This window comes from Desulfurobacterium crinifex (assembly GCF_054656775.1).
Genome location: NZ_BAAHXO010000004.1, coordinates 1364368 through 1385807, shown reverse-complemented (window position 1 = coordinate 1385807; position 21440 = coordinate 1364368). Strand labels below are relative to the sequence as shown.

Sequence of the window (21440 nt, the reverse complement as noted above, 5' to 3'; positions counted from 1 at the left end):
AAAAGGAGCAAAGGATAGATGAACTTCTCAAAGCTTCAAGGGACAGGGAATGACTTTATTGTCATCGACAATAGAGAAAAGAAGTTTGAAAAGTTTATTGGTGAGTTATCGGTAGAGCGAGCTGTCCAAAAAATCTGTCAGAGAAAGACTGGAGTTGGTGCAGACGGATTGATACTCATAGAGAGCTCTGACGTTGCAGACTTTAAATGGTGTTTTTTTAATTCAGATGGTTCAACTGCCGAAATGTGTGGGAACGGTGCAAGATGTGCTGCAAGGTTTGCCTTTGAAAAAGGGATAGCACCACGAGAGATGAAGTTTGAGACGCTTGCAGGAATCATTGAAGCTGAAGTTAATGGAAAGGAAGTAAAGGTTAAGCTGACAAAACCCTTTGATCTAAGACTCAACCTAAGCATTGAAGGGTTAAGTGGTCATTTCATAAATACTGGGGTTCCTCATTTTGTAGTTTTTGTTGACAGAATTGAGGATGTAAACGTTAAAGATGTAGGACGAAGGATAAGATTTTCAGAGGTCTTCCAGCCTGCCGGGACAAATGTAAACTTTGTAGAGACAAGACTTGATAAGGTTCTGGTAAGGACTTACGAAAGAGGCGTTGAGGACGAGACACTTGCCTGTGGAACAGGTTCTGTTGCTTCTGCTTTGATTGCTGGAAAAGTGTTTGGGATGAAATCACCTGTTGAAGTTGTTGTCAGAAGTGGCGAGAGACTGAAGGTTTATTTTGATGAGGAAATGGAAAACGTTTACCTTGAGGGAGCTACCACTTGGGTTTATGATGGTATTCTAAAGAGGGAAATTCTTGATGAATGAACTCCAGAGATTCTTAAAGTTCCTTGAGTTCATAGGTTACGATGAAGTTAGAGTAGATAAAGGAGTTAATCCGATGGTTGAAGATAGAAAAGATTCCAATCCAATAGAGGAACTGGAGAAATTAAAAGAGGAAGTTTTAAAGTGTTGTAAATGCAGACTTTGTAAGACAAGGACAAATGTTGTCTTTGGTGAAGGCGATCTGACAACCAATCTCATGTTTGTTGGTGAAGCACCGGGAGAGCAAGAAGACTTACAGGGAAGACCTTTCGTTGGGAGAGCAGGGCAACTTCTAACAAGGTTTCTTAACCTCTATGGAGTTTCAAGGGATAAGGTTTACATAACAAACATTGTTAAGTGCAGACCTCCAAACAACAGAAATCCGGCTTCAGACGAAATACAAGCTTGCTATCCTTATCTTGAGAAGCAGATTGAACTTATAAAGCCAAAAGTCATTCTTTGCCTTGGAGCCTTTGCTGCAAGGACAATCTTGAACCTTCCTGAAAAAACTCCCATTTCAAAAATAAGAGGGAAAGAGCAAAAATTTGGGAATGTTATAGTTATTCCCACTTTCCATCCAGCCTACCTTTTGAGAAATAGAAAGGGAGAGCCAGAATTTCAGAAAGACCTTGAACTGGCATTGAGACTTGCCGGGTTCATTAAGTAATGAAAGAGACTGAGATAGTAGCAAAAATCAGAGAAATTGCAGAAAGGCTGAACCAATTATTCCCGAAAGTTTACAGGCCAGATAGAACTCCTGAAGAGCAGATGGTCTTTACCATCCTCAGTCAGAATACAACCGATAAGAATGCCGAAAAATGTCTTGAAAATCTGAAGAGACTTACAAACGGTGATTTAAGGAGCGTTATTGGTTTCAGTCAGGAAAGATTGATTGAAACTATAAAGCCATGTGGTATGTACAACCAGAAGGCAAAGGCAATCATTTCCATAATGAAGGATTGGGAAAGCTTAAAAGAAAAACTTAAAGAACTTCCTGTGCAAGAGGCTATAGAGCTTTTAACTTCCTATCCGTACATTGGAACAAAAACTGCAAGAGTTGTTCTCACTTTCTCTTTCAACAAAAACACTTTTCCGGTGGATACCCATTGCTACAGAGTTCTTAAAAGATTAGGGATTTTTCCTGAAAACAGGGATAAAGATAAAATTTCTAAATTTATGGAAGAACACTTTGATACTGAGTTCAACAGAAAATTCCATTATGACTTGATTAGGCTTGGAAGGACAATCTGCAAAGCGAGAAAGCCGGAATGTGAAAGATGTCCGTTAAAGGATCTATGCAGATTTTATGGAGAGAAGAATTTCCACTAAGTGATACAATCTAATATAGAAAAAATTTAAGAGGCCGGAGTGAATTATCTACGGGAATTTTTCGTAAATATTTTTCTTTTTACGAACTCCATAGCAATATATATAATCATCGGACTTTTTATAGCTGGAATTTTACACGAATTGTTGCCTGAGGACTTCATAAAAAAGCATCTCGGGAAAGGAAATTTCGGGTCATTAATTAAAGCAGCAATTTTTGGTATACCGTTACCACTCTGTTCCTGTAGTGTGGTTCCATTTATCGGAGCGCTGAGAAAAAAAGGAGCCAACAAAGGAGCCGTGCTAACGTTTACTATATCCACACCGATTACTGGAGTTGATTCTATTTTGGCAACCTATGGAATATTTGGTCTTTTCTTTACAGTGTATAGAGTTATCACTTCTATGATTCTATCGTTGGTTGCTGGATTTTTAAGCATTATTCTTGATAAGGATTCTAAGGAAGAAGAATTGGCTCTGGAAAGTAGTTGCTGTTGTAATGGATCGTGTGATGTTCCTACTGTTCAAGAAAGGAAGCGGTTTTCTTTGAAAAGAGCTATTGAATATGGATTTGGAACGCTGTTTAGAGATATTGCAAAGCCTCTTTTCTGGGGTATAGTCATAGGTAGTTTAATTGCCACTTTTGTACCGCAAAATTTAGAAATCTTCCTGAAGGAAAATGCTACTTTTAGTTATATCTTGGTCTTAGCAGTCGCCATTCCAATGTATGTATGTGCTACTTCTTCCCTTCCCATAGCAGCCTCTCTGATCATTGCTGGAGTGCCGGTAGGTGCAGCTTTCGTATTTCTGACAGCGGGGCCAGCCACCAATGCCGTTACAATAGGGGTGGTGGATAAAATCCTTGGTAGAAGGACACTATTTGTTTATTTGACAACAGTAATTGTCGGGAGTATCCTATTTGGGGTGTTTCTTGATTGGATTTTCAATGTTCACGGAGTTAGTGCAAAAGAAATAGTCCATCTTGAAGAAATGTCAGATCCGATAAGGATTTTATTTACTGGAATTTTTCTGATTTTACTTTTCAAGAATCTATGGGAGATAAAAAAGAAGAAGTCCCCAAAAATGGGGACTTAAGATTATTCCTTTTCCACTTTTACAAGGTGGTGTCCGAGTCCAGACTCCTTCTTATCAAGTCCAAATGCGTAAGCCATAAGCTCAGTTAGGTAGGACGATGGAATCATTGGTGGATTTTCCATCTGGAGCTGGTAGATATCGAAAGATTTAAAGCAGAGTGGACATGGAGTTGCAACAATGTCAGCTCCTGTATCCTTTATATTTCGGAGAATTCTGTTCAACTTTTTCATAGTCATGCTTTTATCTGTAAAAAAGGAGTGGTATCCACAGCAGGCATCTCTTTCTTCATAGTCATCTATAACTTCCGCACCGAGAGCTTTCAGAATTTCCTGAAGAGATGATGGGTTATCGCTGTTGTCTATTGCAATTTCCTTTGGATAGAGAACGTGGCAGCCGTAATAAGCGGCAACTTTCCACCCCTTTAGAGATCTTTTAACAGCTTTTCTTATTCTATCGTAGCCCACAACGTCTCTAAAGAAGTCCAGAAGGTGCCAGATTTTAGAGGTTCCCTTATATTCAAGTCCCTCTTCCTTCAGTAAATCGTTTATTTCTTCTCTTAACTTCTTGTTCGTGTCAAGCGCCCTTTTTGCTTTTGCAATTACCATGTAGCAGGTGTTACAGGAGATGAGCATATCCACGCCTCTTGCTTCAGCAAGAGCAATGTTCCGTGCATTTATTGCATAAGAAAGTTTTCTGTTTTCTTCGTCTATGGTGTTTCCACCGCAGCAGGTGGTTTCTTCAAGGAGTTCAAGTTCAATATCAATCATCTTGAAAATTTCCTTCATCGTCTCAAACATATGGGCGTCTTGCCCCTGAAAGCAGCAGCCCTGATAAAAGCCAACCTTATTCATCCCTGCCCCCTAAAAGCTCTTTCAGTTTACTGATAAGTCCTTTACTGCTCTTTCCTTCTCGATGAGCTGTATCAACAATCGTACAAATGTCCGCTTTGAAGATGTCGCTGACTTTCTTGTCAATCCTTCTGACATGGGAAAAGTCAAGTTCAAGTGCTTTGTCCTCTTTTGAGAGGATTTCAAGGTAAATATCCCTGAACTTCATGAGACCTTTTGTAGGTTTTGGAACTTCCCAGACCTCGACTCCCATGGATTCGTAGGCCTTTGTAAGTTTTTCTCTTGCTTCCCTGTTCCCATAGACTTCTTCAGGTAGATAGAGCCTGTTGATCTGTCCAGTTGCGTAAATCCAATCAACATAGTGCTTGAGTTTCTTTGCACCTGGTTTGTCCGTAAATCCTTTCTTAACAGCCTGTCCTCTCAGATTTTGAATGTCTTCAGCAGGTTTTACACCCTTTGGACAGACGTAGAGGCATTTCTGACACTGGACGCAGCTCCACAAGCCTCCTGAAATTGAGTATCTGATTCTTTTTTCCTTTGCGGTCTCAATGTCTCTTCTATCTACCTGAAACCTGTAAGCTCTCGAGAAGGCAAAAGGTCCCCTGTACCTTTCGTTGTCCTTTACGGCTTCACAGGATGAGTAGCAGGAAAAACAGAGCATGCAGTGAATCTGGTTTTTGTAAGCTTCCATTTCCTCAGGATAGATGATACTCTCGTGCCTTGGATCGGATGGAACAACTCTTGGATCAGGAACAAGCCAGGGAATAAGGGTTTTCATCTTTTCTATTGGTTTATCTATATCAACAACCAGATCCCTTATGACCTGCATATGGTTGATGGGGTCTATTTTTAAAGGCTTTCTTTGCCACGTTTTAACCAGATCTTTCATTAGAGTTTTGCAGGCGAGTTTTGTTTTTCCATTTACTCTCACTGAACAGGAGCCGCAGACTTCACTTCTGCAGAACGCTCTGAATGCAAGAGTCGGATCGAGATTATCCTTTATGTAAAGAAGTGCATTGAGAAGCGTTCCTTCCACCGGAACTTCATAATCCTGATAGTAGGGAACTTTGTCCTTTTCAGGATTGAATCTAAAAACTTTAAGAACAACGGTTTCCATCTTCACCTCCAAACCAATATTACAGATCCTCTAACCATCCAACCCCCCAGCCTTCAAATTAGTACTTCCTCTCCTCTGGAAGGAACTTCTTGATAACGACAGGTTTCCAGGAAAGCTCGTAGTCTCCGTCTTCCTTTAAAGTTATTACAGAGTGTTTGAGGAAGTTTTTATCATCCCTTTTCGGATAGTCCTTTCTTGCATGAGCTCCCCTACTCTCTTTTCTCTCCATTGCAGGAATTGCAATTGGAATTGAGAGATCAACAAGATTCAGAAATTCAAGGACAGAGATAAGCTCTGTATTAAACTTTCTGCTTGTGTCATGAACCTTAACGTGCTTAGCTCTTTCTTTAATTTCTTTAAGCTTTTCAAGACCTTCTCTCATTGAAGACTCTTCACGAAAGACTCCAAAGTGCTTCATCATGACGTTTCCAAGTTCACGCCTCAGCTCTGCCATGTTTTCTTTTCCGTCCGATTCCATCAATTCAAGGATTTTTCTTTCTTCGTCTTTCTGCTTTGCAAGAGATGGATTTGTCTCAGGAGCTTCATCAGCATATTCAACTGCTCTTAAAGCCGTAAGTCTTCCAAAGACAAGGATATCGAGGAGAGAGTTTCCACCAAGCCTGTTTGCACCGTGAACGGAGACACAGGCACACTCGCCAGCAGCGTAGAGTCCCTTTATAGGAGTTTCACCAAATTTGTTTGTGTCAATTCCGCCCATTGAGTAGTGAGCTGTAGGAGCAACTGGAATAGGCTCTTTTACCGGGTCAACACCCTCATACAGTATTGCGTGTTCTCTCGTCTGAGGAAGCCTCTCATTTATCTTTTCCTCTCCGAGATGTGTAAGATCAAGGCAGATGTAATCCCCATTTGGACCACAGCCTCTACCTTCATCTATTTCAGTCTGGATAGCCCTTGCAACTATATCCCTGGGGGCAAGTTCCATCTTTTCCGATGCATATCTTTTCATGAATCTTTCGCCGTCTTTGTTCCTGAGATATCCGCCCTCGCCTCTGGCACCTTCAGTAACAAGAATTCCGGTCTTTGCAAGACCTGTCGGGTGAAACTGTATAAATTCCATATCTTTCAGAGGGAGTCCAGCTCTAAGAACGGCTGCGGTTCCATCTCCAGTGTTTCCAAGTGCATTCGAAGTCCTGTTCCAGTAGACCCTTCCGTGTCCACCGGTTGCAAGAATTACAGCTTTTGTCTTTATAAGGTGAACTCCTCCGTTTCTGATATCCCAGGCAGTAATACCTTCAACTCTTTCTCCGTTGTGGATTATTGATAGGAGAAACCATTCATTTAAAAACGTAACGTTGTTCTTCAAGCACTGTTCGTAAAGACTCTGAAGTATGTAGAATCCTGTCTTATCAGCGGCGTAGCATGTTCTCGGGAATGATGCTCCACCAAATGGCCTTTGAGCTATTCTTCCATCGGGTCTTCTTGAGAAAGGTACACCTCTGTGGGCAATGTCGTAAATGACAGCTGCTCCCATCTTACACATAATGTCAACAGCATCCTGGTCAGCTAAGAAGTCACTACCCTTTACAGTATCATAAGCGTGGGCTTCAGGGCTATCGCCTACAGAGTGGGTGAGAACTGCATTTATTCCCCCTTCTGCTGCTCCTGTGTGAGAACGGGTCGGATAGACCTTTGTCATTACTGCCACCTTGAGGATTGTGTTCTCGGCAGCCCAGAGTGCAGCGTAAAGTCCGGCGCCACCACCACCAACTATCAGTATGTCGTATTCGAGCATGAAAACCTCCTAAAACGATTAGACTCATTTAATGTTATAAATTTAAGATGCTGGTTAAGATTTTACAAAATTTTTACAAAATTTTAACAGTTCTGAGTAGCACTATTTGGTCTTCTGTCCAGAAATTCTTGAATTTCAATAGTTATATCTTTCTTTTTTTGTAAATGTTAAAATCTTGTAAACAAAACTTATCTTGGAAAATTTAGGAGGAGAAATGCTTCAGTACGACATACTTATTGTCGGAGCAGGAGGTGCGGGCCTTTACGCTGCCCTTGAAACAAGTAAAAGAAAAGGAATAAAAGTTGCAGTAATTTCAAAAGTCTTTCCTACAAGATCCCACACAGGTGCTGCTCAGGGAGGGGTAAACGCTGCACTTGGAAACGTTGCTCCTGACAGTCCTGAAAAGCACGCTTATGACACAGTAAAGGGAAGTGATTTTCTGGCAGACCAGGATGCTGTGGAACTCATGTGCCAGACTGCTCCAAAGATAATTAGAGAAATGGAACATATGGGACTTCCATTCTCAAGGCTTCAGAATGGCAAAATTGCCCAGAGACCATTTGGAGGAGCTTCATTTCCAAGAACGTGCTATGCAGCAGACAAGACTGGGCACGTTATGCTCCAGACACTTTATGAACAGTGTATTAAGAACAATGTAACCTTTTTAAATGAATGGTTTGCCCTTTCTCTTGTTCACAATGGAGAAAGAATAGCAGGCGTTGTGGCACTGGATCTTAGAACTGGAGAAATTCACGGAATAAGGGCAAAAGCTGTGATACTTGCGACAGGAGGGCATGCCAGGATTTACTGGAAGAGAACTTCCAATGCCCTTGGAAATACCGGAGATGGTCCAGCGATGGCTTTAAGAGCTGGAGTTCCACTTAAAGATATGGAGTTTGTTCAATTTCACCCTACCGGTCTCAGGAGAACTGGTATTCTGGTTACAGAGGGTGCTAGAGGAGAAGGGGGTTATCTGATAAACAACAAAGGTGAGAGGTTTATGAAGAAATACGCTCCAGAAAAGATGGAGCTTGCTCCAAGGGATCTGGTTTCAAGGGCTATTGAGACTGAGATAATGGAAGGAAGGGGCTTTAAAGATAATGAAGGAAATGAGTTTGTTTATCTTGATTTGAGACACCTTGGGAAGAAGAAGATACTCGAGAGACTTCCACAGATCAGAGAGTTGGCAATTGACTTTGAAGGAGTTGATCCAATAGAAGAGCCTATTCCTATAAGGCCTACAGCTCACTATTCAATGGGTGGAATAGATACAGATATTTATGGAAGAACAAAGATCAAAGGGCTTTACGCTGCTGGTGAATGTGGTTGCGTCTCTGTCCACGGTGCCAACAGACTTGGAGGGAACTCTCTCCTTGACATAGTTGTTTTTGGAAAATTAGCAGGAGAAGATGCAGTTAATTACGTTTCTGAAAACGGCTTTGTTTCTTTCGATGAAATGGCAGTTAGGGAAGAAGAAGAAAAGATTAGAGCTCTTTTTGATGCTGATGGAAAGGAAAAACTCTCAGACCTTAGAAACGAACTCAGCGACGTTATGACTTACGGTGCTGGAATCTTTAGAGAAGAGAAAAGAATGAAAGAAGCCCTTGAAAAAGTGAGGGAGGTTAAGGAAAGAGCAAAACACATAAAGGTTCACGATAGAGAGATGACATTTAATACAAACCTTCAGCAGACCCTCGAATTCCTTAACATGGTTGAAGTGGCTGAAACCATTGTTCTTGGAGCATTAGAAAGGAAAGAGAGTAGAGGTGCTCATTCAAGAATTGACTATCCTAAGAGAGACGATGAGAACTTCCTGAAACACTCAATAATTGAAAGAGGAGAAGATGGAGAGCTCAGGATAAGCTGGAAACCTGTAAAGATTACAAAGTTCCAGCCTGAAGAGAGGAAGTACTAAGGAGGAAAAAATGGAAAGTAGAAAAGTTACGTTCAGAATAAGGCGTTTTAATCCAAAGAAAGATGAAAGACCTTACTATAAGGACTATACAATAGATGTTCCAAAAGGAATGACAATACTTGAGGCTCTTCAGTACATAAAGGACAATATAGACCCAACTCTTGCATTCAGAGCTTTCTGTAGGAGTGCTATTTGTGGTTCCTGTTCTGTAAAAATAAACGGCTATCCAAAACTTGCCTGCAAAACACAGGTATTTAACGAGCTTGATGTTTATCAGACTGATACTCTTACAATCGAACCTATCGATAACATGGAAGTTATAAGGGATTTAATTGTTGACTGGGACAGTGCAATTGAGAAGATGGAGAAAATGAGGCCTTATCTCATTCCAGATCCAGAGATTGTTCCAGATACTCTTGATGAAGAGAGCAAAGTTTATCCTAAGGAACTCAAAAAATTTGACAAGTTTACAGACTGTATTCTGTGTACAACCTGTTATTCCGCATGCGGAATAGTAAAGGTTGATAGTAATTATGGTGGACCGTTTCCTCTTGCAAGAGTCTACAGGTTTGCAGTTGATCCAAGAGACTCGCTTAAAAAAGAAAGAGCAAAAGTTGGCTATTCCTTTGATATGTGGAACTGTGTTAGGTGTAATAAGTGTGCCGATGTCTGTCCAAAACACATTGCCCCTGTTGATGGAATAATGAAGCTAAGAGGTCTCTCTATAGAAGTAGGTCTCAAAGACAATCCTGGTGCAAGACACGTAATGGCCTTTTATAAGTCCCTTCTTGAATCTGGAATGCTTAATGAAGTGCTGCTACCACTAAGAACTAAAGGAATTAAAGGGGTAATTGAGAACTTACCACTTGGTATAAAGATGATCCTTAAAGGAAAGGCCCACTCACCAATTATGAAGCCTATCAAGGAGCATGAGACACTCCTTAAAGTCATGAAAGCAGCTATGGAGGTTGAGTAATGGGAAAGTACGCTTTCTATCCAGGGTGTGCTGCAAAGGGAGCTTCCAAGGAGCTCTATGAGTCAACGATTGCAGTTTCTAATAGATTAGGACTTGATATGGTTGAACTTCCAGAGTTCAGTTGTTGTGGAGCTGGTGTTCTGGAAGAGATAAAAGAAGTTTTAGACATAGTTGTAAACGCCAGAAACCTTGCCTATGCCGAAAAAGCAGGGAGAGATATTGTTACAGTCTGTAGTACCTGTCTTCTCGTTCTGAGGAAAGCAAAATACCTTCTTGATAACGATGACGATTTAAGGGAAGAGGTTAATGAAATCCTTAGTGAGGCTGGGCTTGAATACAAAGGAACAGTTGATGTTAAGCACTTTCACTGGGTTCTCTTAGATGAATTTGGAGAAGAGGGGCTGAAAGAAAAGGTTACAAAGCCGCTTTCCGGTTTGAAAGTCTATCCCTACTACGGCTGCCATACTGTAAGGCCAAAAGAGATAATCGGTTATGAGCCTTCAGAGAATCCTCAATCTCTTGAGAAAATAATAAAGGCAGTTGGAGCCACTCCTGTTAGTGGTGAAAGAAGGCTTGAATGTTGTGGTTTCCATGCTTTCTGGCCTGCACCAAAAATATCTATGAAGCTGACAGGTTTAAACCTTAAAGATGCTAAGAGGGAAGAGGCTGACTGCATAGTAACTCCATGTCCATTGTGTCATATGAACCTTGATGCGAATCAGGGTAGAGCTCTCAAAGAGATTGGAGAAAACTTTAATATACCTGTTCTTCACGTTCCTCAGCTTGTTGGCTTAGCTCTTGGAATAGAACCAAAAGAACTTGGTATCCATAGAAACATTGTTCCAGTAAACTGTGTTTAATCACTATAAAGGGGAGAACAATTGTTCTCCCTTTTTTCTGTTGACCTCCTCCACCCATTAAAATGGGTGGTTTCTTGCTTTACAGAGGCAAAAGCCCCTCCACAAGCTTAACTTCCCAGCAGTTTACGGTGGAGCTTTTATTCTCCGCTCGTCTATTTAATTACATCTTTCTTATGGGTCTCGGTGGATGCTTCCCACCACATTTCTTTCCTATCTTCTAATTTCTTTGCATTTTATGTGATCCACTTTTAGAAATCAACGCCTGTCTGCATGTGCCTGTGTGCCTTCTTTGAAAAAAGGGGGTTGGGTACTTTTGATTCCTAAAATTAGAAACTATATTTCTTTATGTTTTACTAACTCAAGGAGTTGTTAGTACAGACCATGAACCTTAAAATTCGCATTACTGGTGTTGTTCAGGGAGTGGGTTTTAGACCCTTTGTCTATAGACTTGCCACTGAACTGGGACTTAAGGGTTATGTATTGAACTCAGAATCTGGAGTTGTAATTGAAGTTGAAGGAAAAAAGGAGAAGCTTGAAGAGTTTCTTCTACGGCTTCAGGAAGAAAAACCTCAAATATCAAAAATCTACAGCTTAGAGTACAAATTTCTTCCAGAGAAAGGATACTCAACGTTTGAAATTAAAAAAAGCGAGAAGAGCGGAGAACTTCAGGTTTCAGTTCTCCCAGACCTTGCAACCTGTGAGGAATGTCTAAAAGAACTCTTTAATCCGAATGATCGTCGATACAGATACCCGTTCATAAACTGTACCAATTGTGGTCCTAGATTTACAATAATTGAGAAGTTGCCATACGATAGACCAAACACAACTATGAAGAATTTTGAAATGTGTTCTTTGTGTAAGGAAGAATACGAAGACCCTTCAAATAGGCGTTTTCATGCTCAGCCAAATGCCTGTCCGATCTGTGGACCTTATGTAACTTTTATAAACGAGGAGAAAAAGGCAGTTGCTGAAAGGGAAGAGGCAATAGAGTTAACTGTTGAATATCTGAAAAATGGAAAAATTATAGCTCTAAAGGGGCTTGGGGGATTTCATCTTATCTGTGATGCTACAAATGAAGAAGTGGTGAAGGAGCTAAGAAAACGAAAACTCAGAGAAGAAAAACCCTTTGCAGTAATGTTTCCAGATTTTGAGACAGTTAAGGACTATGCATATATTTCGAGTCTTGAAGAAAGAGCTCTAAAGTCCATAGAGTCTCCCATTGTTATCCTTGAAAAAAAAGAGAAAACTGACCTGGCTTCTTTAATTTCTCCTGAAAACTCAACCGTTGGAGCTTTTCTACCCTACACACCTCTTCATCACATAATTCTTAAAGAGTTTAGAAAACCAATAGTTGCAACAAGTGCTAACGTAACCGATGAGCCAATAATAAAAGAAAACGAAGAAGCTGTTGAGATTATTGGCAGGATAGCTGATGCTGCTTTAATTCACGATAGGCGTATTGCAAGGCGGTGTGATGACTCTGTTGTCAGGATAATGGCAGGGAGGCAGATTCCAGTAAGACGTTCAAGGGGTTTTGCTCCACTTCCTGTTATTTTACCGTTTGAATTGAAGAGACCTGTTCTTGCTCTCGGTGTTCACATGAAAAATACAGTGGCAGTTGCAAAAGGTAATAAAGTTTACCTTTCCCAGCATATAGGGGATATAGATAATTTAAAAGCAGAGGAGTTTTTTGAAGAAGTTGTAGAGGATATGTTGAAACTTTTTGAAGTTGAGCCAGAAATTGTTGTTTGTGACCGCCACCCACTCTACTATTCCACAAAGTTTGGAGAAAAAAGATTTGGAGACAAACTGGTTAAGGTCTATCATCACCACGCACACATAATTTCTACAATGGCTGAAAACGAAATCCCGTTAGAGGAAAATGTTATTGGACTTGCTTTTGACGGGACAGGATACGGAGAAGATGGTACCATATGGGGTGGAGAGATTTTGATTGCAGGTTATACAGAATTTAAAAGAGCTTTCCACTTTAGAACTTTCGGACTTCCAGGGGGAGATAGGGCTGTTAAAGAACCTTACAGAGTAGCAATTTCTCTTCTTTTAGAGGCTGGAATAGAGCCTGAATCTGTTCTTAAAACAGATAAGAGAAAAATCGGATTCATAAGACAGATGGTAGAGAAAGGAATCAATGCACCTCTTACCTCTAGTATGGGAAGACTCTTTGACGGGATTGCTGCTATTTTAGGAATTAGAGAAACAGTTTCTTACCACGCTCAGGCTGCAATACTTCTTGAGCAAGCTGCTTTAAAGTCTGAGACTACCGAGTTTTATGAGTTTGAAGTTTTAGACAGTGAAGTTGATTGGAGACCAGTAGTTGTTGGAGTAGTTAAAGATTTGAAGTCAGGGAAATCCTTGCCTGATATAGCAAAGAAGTTTCACAATACTATTATCGAGGTAGGCGTGGAAGTAGCTTTAAGGTTGAGAGATAAGACAGGAATAAATGCAGTTGCTCTTTCTGGAGGTGTTTTTCAGAATAAAATACTTACTGAAAACCTATCAAGGAAGTTAGAAGAGAATGGTTTTAGAGTGCTTATTCACCAATTACTTCCTCCAAATGACGGTGGCATCTCTCTTGGACAGGCGGTTTATGGAGGTTTAATTGAAAAGAGTAATTAATCTCGAAGGAATTTCTCTTACAGAGGGGCATTCAGGTCTTTACCTTGAAGTTGAGAATGGAATAGTTAGAAAAGGCTATTACTATGCTCTTGTTCCAGTTAGAGGATTTGAAACGTTACTCTTAGATAAAGAAGCTGTTGTGGCCCCTATACTCACTTCGAGAATCTGTGGTCTCTGTCAGATAACCCATTCTATAGCTTCAGCGAGAGCTGTTGAATCGGCTGCTGGGATTGATGTTCCAAAAGAGGCAGAACTTCTCAGGGAGGTTCTTGGACTTGCTGTAAGAATTTACAATAATCTTCTCCATCAGATAGTAATTTCTGAAGATGTTTTTCCTGACAGGGAAGAAAGGTTCGCCTTTATCAGGAAAGTCCAGAAAGTTAGAAAGTTTACAGGGGAAGTCTTAGAATCAATAGGCGGCGAAATCATTCACGCTCCTAACATAAGAGTTGGTGGAATTTCTGAACCTCTGGAGGACTTTGTTAGAGACAAGATACTTAAATCGTGTGAAGAAGTTAAACCTATTATAAATCAAGTCTTTGAAGAATTTAAGGAGGGTCTTGATAGATTCTGGAAACGGGAAGGGTTATCTGAGGATTTTGGTAAGCACAATCTATCCTTTTTTGCTACTGATAGGTTTTATGGTAGACAGATAGATCCTGGAAGAATAGAATTCAAATATCCCCAGGAGATTTTCGATTCTCCTCTTAAGAGAGAAGTTACAGGTTTGTTTCCGTTCATAGATGGAAAAGTTGTTGAAACAGGACCAAGGGCAAGGAAGGTTCTCTTTGAATCTTACCATCCATCTGGAGGAGTTAAGGAGCTCCATTTCCTTCGTGCTCTCGAATCCATAGAAGCCCTTAGTAGAATTGAAGAAATACTATCCAGCCGCTCGTTTGAAGTGGAAATGTGGAACAGAACTTTTCCAACATCCGATGGGGAGACCCCAGGAGTAGGAGTCCACGAAGCTCCAAGGGGAACTAACATTCATGTTGTCAAATTGGACAAAAGAGGAAGAATAGTATATTATAAAATAGTGGTACCGACGGAAATTAACTTTATGGTAATTTCGGAAACTCTGAAGGGAATACCTGCTTCAAAAGCAGAGATTTTGATAAGGGCTTATGACCCTTGCATAGTTTGTGCAGTTCATTGAACGGTTTAGGGAGTTCAAATGTTTTTCTTTGGACAGGATTTTAACTTTGATTCAGATTTTAAGGTTAAACTGGGTTTTTTTCATTTTTCCAGCTGTTCAGGTTGTCAGGTAGCTTTCTTTGATATGTTCGAAGACTTAGTGGAAATACTTGATACTGTAGAACTTGCTTACTCCAATATGCTAACGAAAAAAAAGGATGTTCCAAAATTACACATTGCCTTTGCAGAAGGGGCACTCTGTATAGAGGACAAAAGGCATTTGAGTTTGGCAAAGGAACTTGCTGAAAAAGCCAATATAATAGTTACTGTTGGTGGATGCGCTTCTTTTGGAGGAATAAGAAGGCTAAGTGTCGGCAGTCAGGCTCCACAGCCGTCACACCAATCATTCATTCCGCTTACGGAAGTTGAACTTCTGAAACAGAAAATCAAATATGCAATTCCTGGATGTCCTCCAAATCCTTCTCTCCTTTACAACTTTATGATAGCACTTTTGGAGGTTAATGAAGATTTTCTCCAGCCATTTGAGTTTATGGCGAATTCTAAAGATGCTTGCGGCTTTGATATAGTTAAAGAAGTCATTAACAAAGGGTTATGTGTGGGGTGCGGTACCTGTGTTACAGCCTGTTCCTCAAGAGCAATGAATTTTAATTATCACTACAACAGACCAACATTTAAGCCTGCACTGTGTGTACATTGTGGTTCCTGTCTGGCTGCGTGTCCTCAAAGCTTTAAACCATATCCGCAACCTATTTATACTTAGAGGTTTACGATGCTAAAGTTGGATAGACAATTTCTCTTGGGAAAGTTGAAGGGAATTTATGAGGTTACCTGTATAGAGGAAAATCCTCTTCAGTTCATTCTTAAGGAGATGATGAAAGAAGAACTTATAGATGGAGTTATAGGTACTACTCAGGAAGGAACTAAGGTAAAACCCAAATTGTTTATAACTCCAGATGAGATAAAGTTATCAAGGCTTTCTTTCCATTCTGGTCAAAATACATTCTTGAAAAAGGCTATCCAAAAATACAGGCTGAATAAGATAGCCATTGTAGCTCCATCCTGCATTCTTGATGGTCTTAACAAAACTCAATACTATGGAATTGGTTGTAACTGGGCTAAAACAGCAGTTGCATTGAAAGTTGGTATTCTCTGTCTCGGTATAACTTCTGAAAAAGGCTTAGAATGTGAGTTACTCGATATAACTGGTGAAGTTAAAAAGGTTGTGAAAAATTATCTATCTCCAGAAGGATATTTCTTTGAAACGGACTCAGAAGAAAGAATAAAAGTAGACATGGAGACACATCATCATTATATTAATTCAGGATGTAAGTACTGCTTAAATCTTTCAGCCCGTGGCTCAGATATAACATATATTCCACTTCAAGACGATAGTAGTGGGATTTTCATTATTAGGAGCGAAAGAGGATGGAGAACCCTCAGTATACTTCAAAAGAAATTCCCCGAAGCTTTCAAATTTAGACTCTTAGGGTTTAAGGACATAAGCTATGTAGAAGATTTACTCAAGCAAAAGTTAATTCTAAACATCGATTACATACTTGAAAAAGTTGAGATGGGGCTTCCTGTACCCAAATGGAACAGCAACAGATTCAGGAAGTTCTATAGATTATGGAACAGCGTTAATGATGTAAATATTGAAGAGGAGGTATTCTAAAATGATTTCTTTCGAAGAAACCACAAAAAAAGAGTTGCTTAGAAAGTCAGAGTTGCTTAAAGTTTTAGGACATCCTGAAAGGTTGGCTATTCTCCTTTTAGTATATGAAGAAGAAATGTGTGTAAAGGATCTAATGGAAGCTTTGCAAATTTCTCAGCCGAAAGTTTCTCAGCATGTTGGACTCATGAAAGAGCTTGGAATTCTCTCTTTCAGGAAAGAAGGTACAAAAGTTATTTATAGATTGTCCAATCCTGTTGTAAAAGAGATCTTAGATATTTTGTTTGAATAATTAGTTAAATAACTAAAGTTAAAGGTCATAAAGGTAGGAGGGGGTTTTTTGTCCAAATTTTCCTAAAACATCCTTATGACAATATATAAAGAATTCTTTATATTAAAAAGAATTAATCAACTATTAAAAGATTCAAAATAAAGAAAATAAAATTTTTATGATACTCTTGACGAGCAATAAAATTTTCTCTAAAATCTTGAACAAGGTCGGCATACAACCCGATAAAAGGAGGGCAAGATGGATAGAAGCATTTTTATGGGAGGAATACCTGGAACCACCTCCCGTAGAGGATTCCTCAGAGCCTGTGCCATAGCAACGGCTGCCATGGGACTTCCTATGGAGATGGTTTCAAAAGTGGCCGAAGCCGCTCAAGATCCAGAAAGACCCCGTGTGGTTTGGCTTCATTTTCAAGAGTGTACAGGGTGTTCTGAATCTCTTCTTAGGGCTTCACATCCAGATTTAGCTTCTCTCATTCTTGACTTAATTTCTCTTGACTACCACGAAACTCTCATGGCAGCAGCTGGAAAGCAGGCAGAGGAAAACTTAGAGAAGGCTATAGAAGAGGGAAATTACATCCTTGTAGTTGAGGGTGGTATTCCTCTCAAAGATGGTGGAGTCTACTGTAAAATCGCTGGAAAGACTGCTGTAGAAATCCTTAAGAAAGCTGCAGAAAAAGCTGTAGCCATAATTGCAATTGGAACATGTGCTGCGTATGGTGGAATTCAGGCAGCAAAACCTAATCCAACTGGTGCTGTAGGTGTACAAGACATTATCAAAGATAAACCAATCATAAACGTACCAGGTTGTCCTCCCAACCCACACAACTTTCTTTCAACGGTTTTATACTATTTGACATTTAAAAAGCTTCCACCTACAGATAGATGGGGTAGACCTCTGTTTGCTTACGGTAGGAAAATACATGACCATTGTGAAAGAAGACCTCACTTTGACGAAGGTAGGTTTGTTGAGCAGTTTGGTGATGTTGGACACAAGCTCGGATACTGTCTTTACAAAGTCGGTTGTAAAGGTCCTGAAACCTACTCCAACTGTCCAGTCATCAGGTTCAACGACGTAGAGGTGTGGCCTGTATCTGTTGGTAATGGATGTTACGGATGTACAGAGCCAAACTTCTGGGATACTATGACTCCGTTCCGCAAGAGGCTTCCGGACATTAAGATACCTGGTGGAAAAGGTATTCAAGCAAGTGCCACAGAAATTGGTAAAACTGCTCTTGGTGTTACAGCAGCTGCTGTTGCAATCCATGCCGGTGTTGGCATAGCTAAAAGACTTGCAACTGGTTCTAAATCTGAAGAGTAATCAAAAACCCATTGGGAGGTTTAAAAGATGGCTAAAAGAGTAGTTGTTGACCCTATTACGAGAATAGAGGGTCATCTTAGAATAGAAGTTCTACCTGAAGATGGTTACATAAAAGATGCGTACTCCTCCGCTCAAATGTGGAGAGGAATTGAAGTCATACTCCAGGGAAGAGATCCAGACGATGCATGGATGTTCGTTCAAAGATTCTGCGGGGTATGTACAACAGTTCATGCTATAGCTTCTGTTAGATCTGTGGAAAATGCCCTCCAGCTGGAAGTTCCATTTAATGCTCAAATGGTAAGAAACATAATCATTGCTGCTCACGCACTTCACGACCACATTGTTCACTTCTATCACCTCTCAGCTCTTGACTGGGTTGATATAGTTTCTGCACTTGAAGCAGATCCTCAAAAAACTGCAAAAATTGCAGAAAGTATCTCTGACTGGAAGTTAAACGGAGCTTCTGTATTTAAAGCTGTCCAAGAAAAACTCAAGAAGTTTGTTGCAAGTGGCCAGCTTGGTCCATTTGCGAACGGTTACTGGGGACACCCTGCAATGAAGCTTCCACCAGAGGTTAACCTCTTAGCAGTTACACATTACCTCCAGGCTCTCGACTATCAGAGAAAAGCTGACATGGCAATAGCTATCCTTGGTGGTAAGAACCCACACATCCAAAACCTTGCAGTAGGTGGTGTTTCTACTGCTATTAATCCTGACAATGAAGCAACACTTAACATGGAGAGACTCTACTACATTAAACAACTCCTTGAGGAAGTTAGAGAGTTCGTCCATAAAGTTTACGTTCCAGACGTTATTGCTATTGCAGCCCTTTACAAAGATTGGCTCCAATACGGAAAGGGAGTTGACAACTATCTTGCAGTTCCTGATCTCCCACAGGACACAAAAGGTGAAGTTTTTGACCTTCCAGGTGGAACAATCTTTGGAGGAGATCTCTCAACTGTTAAACCTATTAAGAGCTTTAACGATCCATACTTCATCAATAACGTTGCTGAGTGTATTACCCACTCCTGGTATAAGGGAGACTGGACGAAACATCCATGGGAAGAGGATACCATTCCTGAGTACACAGGCTTTAAGCCAGACGGTACAGTTGACGAAAATGGTAAGTATTCCTGGTCTAAGGCTCCAAGGTTCAAGCACAACGGTGAATACGTTCCAATGCAGGTTGGTCCACTTGCACAGGTTCTCGTTGGATACGCTCAGGGGCACAAGCTTACCAAGAAGTACGTTGATCAAGCTCTCTCAACGCTCAGCAGCTTAGCTGGAACAAAAGTAGATGTAGAAGCTCTCCAATCCACTCCAGGAAGACACCTTGCAAGAGCAGTAAGAGCTCAAATCCTTTCCGACCTTGCTCTCAAGCAGTGGGAGCAGCTTGTTGACAACATTGGAAGAGGAGATCTTGAAATCTTTAATCCACCATCCTATCCTGCTGGTGAAATCAGAGGATGTGGATTCCACGAAGCTCCAAGAGGAACTCTTTCCCACTGGTGTGTAATTGAGAACGGAAAGATTAAGAACTATCAGGCTGTAGTTCCATCTACTTGGAACGCTGGTCCAAGGGATGCAAAAGGACAGATGGGACCTTACGAGGCTTCTCTTATCGGCAATCCAATAGCCGATCCAGAAAAACCTCTTGAAGTTCTAAGAACAGTTCACTCATTTGACCCATGTATTGCCTGTGCTGTTCACATGATTGATCCTGAAGGTGAAGAAATAGTGAAGGTTAAAGCTCTATAGGGGGGCGGCACCTCCCCCTTTTTTTAAGCCTATACAAGGAGGGCAAAATGGCTACCTACGAAAAGAAATACGTCTGGAGCATACTGCTCAGGCTTTTCCACTGGTCTTTCGCTTTATCAATCTTTTCTCTTGTAGTTACAGGCCTTTACATAAACTGGCCATGGACAAACACCTGGATGGAAGGAAGCCATCAGTTTACAATGGCAATCATGAGGTGGATACACTTTATAGCTGGAATGATCTTTACCTGTGCAGTACTTGTCAGACTCTATCTTTGGTTCTTCGGAAACAAGTATGAAAGAGTTTGGGACTTCCTTCCTATTACACCAAGGAACATAAAAAATCTGTTTTCTACACTTCTCTACTATGCCTACATTACAAATCATCATGAAGAAAGACTGGGTCACAATGCTTTAGCTGGAACAGCTTACTTCTTTACTATTATTCTTGCGGTTATTCAGTTTATTACAGGCCTGTACCTTCTCTATCCAGAAAATGACTTCTTCGTTTCTCTTGGTTCCATCTTTGGAACTCAACAGGAAGCAAGGTTTATTCACCACATTCTTAACTGGTACTTTGCTTGGTTTGCAATGGTTCATATTTACATCGTTGTTTGGAACGATATTAAAAATCCAGAAGGGCTTATCTCCTCAATCTTTGACGGTTACAAGTTTGCACACAAAGAATAAGTTTCATAACTTAACCTTGAAAGGAAGGGGGGAGCTTGTCTCCCCCTTTCTTAATTTGAACGCCTTACTTACAAGGAGGAATAAGTGAAAAAAATCGGAATAATGGGTGTTGGAAATATTCTGCTGAGAGATGAAGGATTTGGAGTTAAACTCCTCTATCTCATGAAAGCAAAGTACGATTTTCCTGAAAATGTGATTTTAATAGATGGAGGAACAGCTGGAATTTTCCTTTCTCCGGAAATTGACTATTTAGATAAACTTCTCATTGTGGATGTCGTAAAAGCTGAAGGTAAACCTGGAGATATAAAGACTTACGAAAAAGAGGATTTCTTTATAGATAGGCTACCTCTAAAGCTATCTCCACACCAGCTTGGCCTTCAAGAGGTTCTACTTTTAAACGAAATAAAAGGAACTTGTCCTGAAGAAATTAAGTTAATTGGAATTATTCCTAAATCTATAGAAACTGGAACTTCTCTTACACCTGAACTGGAAGAGAAAATACCAGAAGTTGAGAAATTAGTTCTTGAAACACTAAAAGGCTGGGGAATAGAACCAAAGGAAAAGGAAAAACCTGAGGACCCAAACATTTGGTGGGAAAAGAAAGTAAAGGAGGCTTGAATGTGTGTGGGCGTTCCAATGAAAGTTGTCGAAATCAACTATCCTATGGCTGTTGCTGAAGCTAAGGGAGTAAAAAGAAACATTAGCCTCATGCTATTGCCTGAAGATGAAGTAAAGGTCGGAGATTATGTAATGGTTCACGTCGGAAATGCTATAGAGGTTATAGACGAAAAAGAGGCAAAGGAAATCTGGAAGGTTCTTGATGAGGTTATGGCAATACTTGACGAAGAGGAAGGGTAGCTATGCACGAAACTTCAATTGCCATGGGTCTTCTCCAATCTCTTTCTGACCTTGTAGAGAGAGAGAACGCAAAGAAAATAACAAAAGTCAGGATAAAAATTGGAAAACTTTCAGGTATTGTTGTTGACTCATTCCAGTTTGCTTTTGATGCCCTTAAAGGAGAGTTTAAAAAAATAAAAGATGCTGAACTCATTATAGAAGAGACCCCTGTAAGATATAGGTGCAACGACTGTGGAAACGAATTTGAAATCGATTCTGTTTATTTCCCTGAGTGTCCAGAGTGCAACTCCCTTAACCTTTCTCTTATTAGCGGAGAAGAGCTTGAAGTAATAGACGTTGAAATCGAGGTTTGA

General features: G+C 40.4%; 21 protein-coding genes. 18 read left to right on the top strand and 3 right to left on the bottom strand.

Going from position 1 to position 21440, the window contains the following annotated elements:
* The first annotated feature begins 18 nt into the window (after window positions 1-18).
* Genes dapF through ACYQ3A_RS09070 form a run of 4 tightly spaced genes read left to right on the top strand, consistent with a single transcriptional unit; the run spans window position 19 to window position 3243 of the window.
* Complete coding sequence (gene dapF / locus ACYQ3A_RS09085) at window positions 19-825, top strand: diaminopimelate epimerase (protein ID WP_459896997.1); 807 nt, start codon at window positions 19-21, stop codon at window positions 823-825.
* Window positions 818-1489, top strand: a complete 672-nt coding sequence (locus tag ACYQ3A_RS09080; RefSeq protein WP_459896996.1) for a uracil-DNA glycosylase — start codon at window positions 818-820, stop codon at window positions 1487-1489. Before dapF ends, ACYQ3A_RS09080 begins: the two co-directional genes overlap by 8 nt.
* On the top strand, window positions 1489-2151 hold the full coding sequence (locus ACYQ3A_RS09075; RefSeq protein WP_459896995.1) for an endonuclease III domain-containing protein: 663 nt from the start codon (window positions 1489-1491) through the stop codon (window positions 2149-2151). Before ACYQ3A_RS09080 ends, ACYQ3A_RS09075 begins: the two co-directional genes overlap by 1 nt.
* A 39-nt stretch (window positions 2152-2190) precedes the next feature.
* On the top strand, window positions 2191-3243 hold the full coding sequence (locus ACYQ3A_RS09070; RefSeq protein ID WP_459896994.1) for an SO_0444 family Cu/Zn efflux transporter: 1053 nt from the start codon (window positions 2191-2193) through the stop codon (window positions 3241-3243).
* Window positions 3244-3245: 2 nt separating this feature from the next.
* Here ACYQ3A_RS09070 and ACYQ3A_RS09065 read toward each other — a convergent pair whose 3' ends face one another.
* Genes ACYQ3A_RS09065 through ACYQ3A_RS09055 form a run of 3 tightly spaced genes read right to left on the bottom strand, consistent with a single transcriptional unit; the run spans window position 3246 to window position 6961 of the window.
* The gene (locus ACYQ3A_RS09065; RefSeq protein ID WP_459896993.1) at window positions 3246-4094 is read right to left on the bottom strand and encodes a CoB--CoM heterodisulfide reductase iron-sulfur subunit B family protein; all 849 of its coding nucleotides are present in this window, start codon (window positions 4092-4094) and stop codon (window positions 3246-3248) included.
* Window positions 4087-5208 carry a succinate dehydrogenase/fumarate reductase iron-sulfur subunit gene (locus ACYQ3A_RS09060; RefSeq protein WP_459896992.1) on the bottom strand — a complete coding sequence of 374 codons (1122 nt, stop codon included), beginning with the start codon at window positions 5206-5208 and terminating at the stop codon, window positions 4087-4089. The genes ACYQ3A_RS09065 and ACYQ3A_RS09060 overlap by 8 nt, the downstream gene beginning before the upstream one ends.
* 58 nt (window positions 5209-5266) lie before the next feature.
* Entirely contained in the window at window positions 5267-6961 is a 1695-nt protein-coding gene (locus tag ACYQ3A_RS09055) for an FAD-binding protein (protein ID WP_459896991.1), read from the bottom strand.
* 214 nt (window positions 6962-7175) lie between these two features.
* Here ACYQ3A_RS09055 and sdhA point away from each other — a divergent pair, with 214 nt between their 5' ends.
* From sdhA to ACYQ3A_RS08985, 14 genes are all read left to right on the top strand, one after another.
* Window positions 7176-8876 (top strand): succinate dehydrogenase flavoprotein subunit, encoded by a 1701-nt coding sequence (sdhA, locus tag ACYQ3A_RS09050; RefSeq protein ID WP_459896990.1) that lies wholly within the window; start codon window positions 7176-7178, stop codon window positions 8874-8876.
* Window positions 8877-8886: 10 nt separating this feature from the next.
* Window positions 8887-9852: a succinate dehydrogenase/fumarate reductase iron-sulfur subunit gene (locus ACYQ3A_RS09045; RefSeq protein ID WP_459896989.1), complete on the top strand. Its 966-nt coding sequence runs from the start codon at window positions 8887-8889 to the stop codon at window positions 9850-9852.
* Window positions 9852-10712 (top strand): CoB--CoM heterodisulfide reductase iron-sulfur subunit B family protein, encoded by an 861-nt coding sequence (locus ACYQ3A_RS09040; RefSeq protein ID WP_459896988.1) that lies wholly within the window; start codon window positions 9852-9854, stop codon window positions 10710-10712. The genes ACYQ3A_RS09045 and ACYQ3A_RS09040 overlap by 1 nt, the downstream gene beginning before the upstream one ends.
* Window positions 10713-11093: 381 nt before the next feature.
* Window positions 11094-13349 carry a carbamoyltransferase HypF gene (hypF, locus tag ACYQ3A_RS09035; protein ID WP_459896986.1) on the top strand — a complete coding sequence of 752 codons (2256 nt, stop codon included), beginning with the start codon at window positions 11094-11096 and terminating at the stop codon, window positions 13347-13349.
* The gene (locus tag ACYQ3A_RS09030) at window positions 13333-14505 is read left to right on the top strand and encodes a nickel-dependent hydrogenase large subunit (protein WP_459896985.1); all 1173 of its coding nucleotides are present in this window, start codon (window positions 13333-13335) and stop codon (window positions 14503-14505) included. The genes hypF and ACYQ3A_RS09030 overlap by 17 nt, the downstream gene beginning before the upstream one ends.
* Before the next feature lie 18 nt (window positions 14506-14523).
* Window positions 14524-15264, top strand: coding sequence for an NADH-quinone oxidoreductase subunit B family protein (locus tag ACYQ3A_RS09025; RefSeq protein ID WP_459896984.1), 741 nt, complete (start codon window positions 14524-14526; stop codon window positions 15262-15264).
* A 9-nt stretch (window positions 15265-15273) separates the two neighbouring features.
* Window positions 15274-16176 carry a Coenzyme F420 hydrogenase/dehydrogenase, beta subunit C-terminal domain gene (locus ACYQ3A_RS09020; protein WP_459896983.1) on the top strand — a complete coding sequence of 301 codons (903 nt, stop codon included), beginning with the start codon at window positions 15274-15276 and terminating at the stop codon, window positions 16174-16176.
* A 1-nt stretch (window position 16177) separates the two neighbouring features.
* Window positions 16178-16465, top strand: coding sequence for an ArsR/SmtB family transcription factor (locus ACYQ3A_RS09015; RefSeq protein WP_459896982.1), 288 nt, complete (start codon window positions 16178-16180; stop codon window positions 16463-16465).
* A gap of 237 nt (window positions 16466-16702) precedes the next feature.
* Window positions 16703-17782: a hydrogenase small subunit gene (locus ACYQ3A_RS09010; protein WP_459896981.1), complete on the top strand. Its 1080-nt coding sequence runs from the start codon at window positions 16703-16705 to the stop codon at window positions 17780-17782.
* Between the two features lie 27 nt (window positions 17783-17809).
* Window positions 17810-19540, top strand: a complete 1731-nt coding sequence (locus ACYQ3A_RS09005) for a nickel-dependent hydrogenase large subunit (protein WP_459896980.1) — start codon at window positions 17810-17812, stop codon at window positions 19538-19540.
* A gap of 47 nt (window positions 19541-19587) precedes the next feature.
* On the top strand, window positions 19588-20229 hold the full coding sequence (cybH, locus tag ACYQ3A_RS09000; protein WP_459896979.1) for a Ni/Fe-hydrogenase, b-type cytochrome subunit: 642 nt from the start codon (window positions 19588-19590) through the stop codon (window positions 20227-20229).
* 84 nt (window positions 20230-20313) lie between these two features.
* A complete protein-coding gene (locus ACYQ3A_RS08995; protein WP_459896978.1) occupies window positions 20314-20847 on the top strand; it encodes a HyaD/HybD family hydrogenase maturation endopeptidase in 534 nt (177 codons plus the stop codon).
* Window positions 20848-21087, top strand: a complete 240-nt coding sequence (locus ACYQ3A_RS08990; RefSeq protein WP_459896977.1) for a HypC/HybG/HupF family hydrogenase formation chaperone — start codon at window positions 20848-20850, stop codon at window positions 21085-21087.
* 2 nt (window positions 21088-21089) lie between these two features.
* Window positions 21090-21440, top strand: coding sequence for a hydrogenase maturation nickel metallochaperone HypA/HybF (locus tag ACYQ3A_RS08985; protein WP_459896976.1), 351 nt, complete (start codon window positions 21090-21092; stop codon window positions 21438-21440).